The organism is Succiniclasticum sp. (assembly GCF_056977735.1).
In genome coordinates, this window is sequence record NZ_DBMCWA010000035.1 from 1 (window position 1) to 2,732 (window position 2,732).

At 45.2% G+C, this 2,732-nt stretch carries 3 protein-coding genes and 2 pseudogenes; 1 reads left to right on the plus strand and 4 read right to left on the minus strand.

The window, feature by feature from the left end; all coding sequences use genetic code 11:
* Window positions 1-101 (plus strand): annotated as a pseudogene (locus ACZOWY_RS11700) (MobQ family relaxase); the annotation flags it as partial.
* Here the strand turns inward: ACZOWY_RS11700 and ACZOWY_RS11705 are convergent.
* The 4 genes and pseudogenes from ACZOWY_RS11705 to ACZOWY_RS11720 form a co-directional block, all read right to left on the minus strand.
* A pseudogene (locus tag ACZOWY_RS11705) lies at window positions 95-400 on the minus strand (ABC transporter ATP-binding protein); the annotation flags it as partial. The pseudogenes ACZOWY_RS11700 and ACZOWY_RS11705 overlap by 7 nt on opposite strands.
* Before the next feature lie 60 nt (window positions 401-460).
* Window positions 461-1,648 (minus strand): sensor histidine kinase, encoded by a 1,188-nt coding sequence (locus ACZOWY_RS11710; protein ID WP_484398420.1) that lies wholly within the window; start codon window positions 1,646-1,648, stop codon window positions 461-463.
* Window positions 1,645-2,316 (minus strand): response regulator transcription factor, encoded by a 672-nt coding sequence (locus ACZOWY_RS11715; protein ID WP_484398426.1) that lies wholly within the window; start codon window positions 2,314-2,316, stop codon window positions 1,645-1,647. Before ACZOWY_RS11715 ends, ACZOWY_RS11710 begins: the two co-directional genes overlap by 4 nt.
* Entirely contained in the window at window positions 2,309-2,506 is a 198-nt protein-coding gene (locus tag ACZOWY_RS11720) for a helix-turn-helix domain-containing protein (RefSeq protein ID WP_205153149.1), read from the minus strand. Before ACZOWY_RS11720 ends, ACZOWY_RS11715 begins: the two co-directional genes overlap by 8 nt.
* Between the last annotated feature and the right edge of the window lie 226 nt (window positions 2,507-2,732).

Here is a 2,732-nt window from a genome sequence, read left to right on the forward strand (position 1 = left end):
ATGGCGAATACAGCGACTACACCCGCAAGGGCGGCGTGATATGCTCCGACATTCTCCTGCCGTCCCATGCACCGAAAGAATACGCAGACCGTCAGACCCTAAGGGTGGGGATGAGATTATAAAACTGATAGACCAGCCCGACCTTCCTGCGCCGAAAGATGGCTGCCTGTGTTCGGTTCATGGTGGAAATATCCGTTCCCTCTATCAGGACTTTCCCATCTGTCGGCTTATCCACACTTCCCAAAATATGCAATAGGGTAGATTTCCCGGAACCGGATGCTCCTACGATTGCTACAAATTCTCCTTTTTGTACGGACAGGTTAATGTGATCCAGCGCCACGACCTGATTGTTTCTAGCGCCATATACTTTTCGGACATTTTCACATTTTAGTATTTCCATGTCACTTTCTCCTCTCTACTGAATGATCTTGCGTACAGTATAACAAAGTAAAGTGACATCTCAGTGACTGTACATCCTTATTTCAAAACAAGCACCGCCATTTTGCAAGTTACGGGCGGTTATAGTTCCGTTCTGCAATTCAAAAATGGAACGGGCAAGAGCCAGACCAATTCCAATTCCATCGGGGGCCGCACATCGGCCCCGGTAAAAACGGTCGAAAAGACGCGGTAAGTCCTCTGTGTCAAAGCCCGCCCCGTCATCCCATACCTGAATTTCTACATAGAGAGGGTTGCCAGAGTAGCCACAATGAACTACGCCGCCCGACTTAGAATGTTCCATACAATTCTTGATGAGATTGATGAGAGCTTCCATTGTCCACTCCAAATCCCCCCAAAATTCAATACAGCCATTTTCTGGAATTTCAACAGTAATATGATTTTCCCGCAATAAATCGTTCAGATTATCTGCCGCCAGATTTAATACCGTATAAAGATCGATCTTTTCCCGTTTGAGCGGCAGCGTTCCAGCATCAATTTTGGAAAGCATAAGCAGGGATTCTTCCAGACGGTTTAATCGTTTCAACTGCTGTTTGACCTGTTCTGCGTAAGCCCCCGGAATTTCTTTTTCCATAAGCTGCAACGACAAAAAGGCCGCTGTGATCGGCGTTTTCAGTTGATGTGCGATATTAGCCAGGTTCTCTGCAAAATTTTTCTTTGCGGCAACTGCCGTTTCTCTTGTTTGGTAAAGCATCGTGACCGTTTTGTAGATCTCGTCCTGCAAATGGGAATATTCGTCTTCCTTCGTCTGTATCAATGTCCCGCCTGCGCCGATATTGACCTGCTCCAAATACTCAGTCAAATCAGCGATCTTCTTTCGATTTTTTCTGCGGGATAGAAAGATTCCTGCGGCAAACGCACAGGCGGTCACAAGGAAAAATAGAATCGGAAAAAGCACTGTATCCAGCGGGAAATCATAGCAAAAATCATCGACCCGGTATCCGTATTTTTCCAGATAATCGTTGCCTCTGAGTTCTTGTTCCGTCAATGAATGATAGTCTTTCAAAGCCGCTAATAGCTGCGGCTCTGCTTCAGGAGAATTTTCCAATATGGTTTCGCATAATGCCGAGGTGTGTTCAAATGCAATCTGCCGATACGTGTGCAGGAAGAAAGTGACGGTAAATATCATGCCTGCCGCAAGAACAGCAAACGGAAAAATCAGAAGTATTTTTTGTTTCCATTTTTCGCTCATTGTGTGTCCTCCATACGGTAGCCAAAACTTCGGATCGTTTTCAGGCAGGATGGATAGTTCAATTTTTCCCGCAGTCTTTTCATTGTGACCGTCAGCGTATTGTCATTTACATAGTTCCCGCTGCGATCCCAGACTTGTTCTAATAACTGGTTTCTGGTGATCGTTTTTCCCTTGTTTTCCATCAGGATCAGGAGAATGCGGTACTCCGGCTGGCTTACAGCAATTTCTTTCTGTCCGTCATAGACAGCCGTTTTCTCCTTATCCAACATTAGGTCATCGCAGAATAGCTTTGTGTCGGGTACGGTTTTGGTTCTTCGCAGCAGCGCCAAAATGCGGGAATACAGAACGGCAAGATCAAAGGGCTTTACCACATAATCATCCGCCCCATTTTGGAAACCGGTAACAATGTCGTGAGCATCGCCCCGAATCGTCAAATAAACAATAGGCAGGGTTTTCCACCTTTCCCGAATCCAAAGGCATAATTCACTCCCTTGTCCGTCTGGCATATTCCAGTCCAGCAAGACGATTGTAGGCAAATGACCGATTAACGCTTTCTTGACATCTGCAATTCTATCAAAAACAGCTACTTTGCAATTTTGTTGTTCCAAATATTCTTTTACAGACTTGCCAATCATTTCGTCATCTTCCGCATAATAAACTTCAATCATGATGTTCTCCTTTTGATCTACCGGCGGGTTTTCTTCGTCTGTCTACTGGCTTTGTAGCACTCTTGGGGATAAGCCAGACAGTCCCCATCTTTTCCGCACCTGGAATACGTCCTGCGGAACAGTAGTAATTGATCCAACGGGGTGTTACTCCCCAAATTTTACTTGCTTCTTTCAAAGTCATGTAATCCATATAGCACCTCCGTACCGCCTTATTATAATTCGCACTCTCGAATAAAACAAGTTAAGCAGTACAAGTCAAGCTAATAATTATCCGAATGGCAGCCACAAAAAGGAATTCTTTGATCGTGGCTGATATTTTTTAATTCATCACTTGACATTGTGGCAAAGAGCTGATGAGCCAGGACGAGCTGGCAGTTATGGATGGCGGCAAGTGCATCTTGCAGTTGCGCGGTGTG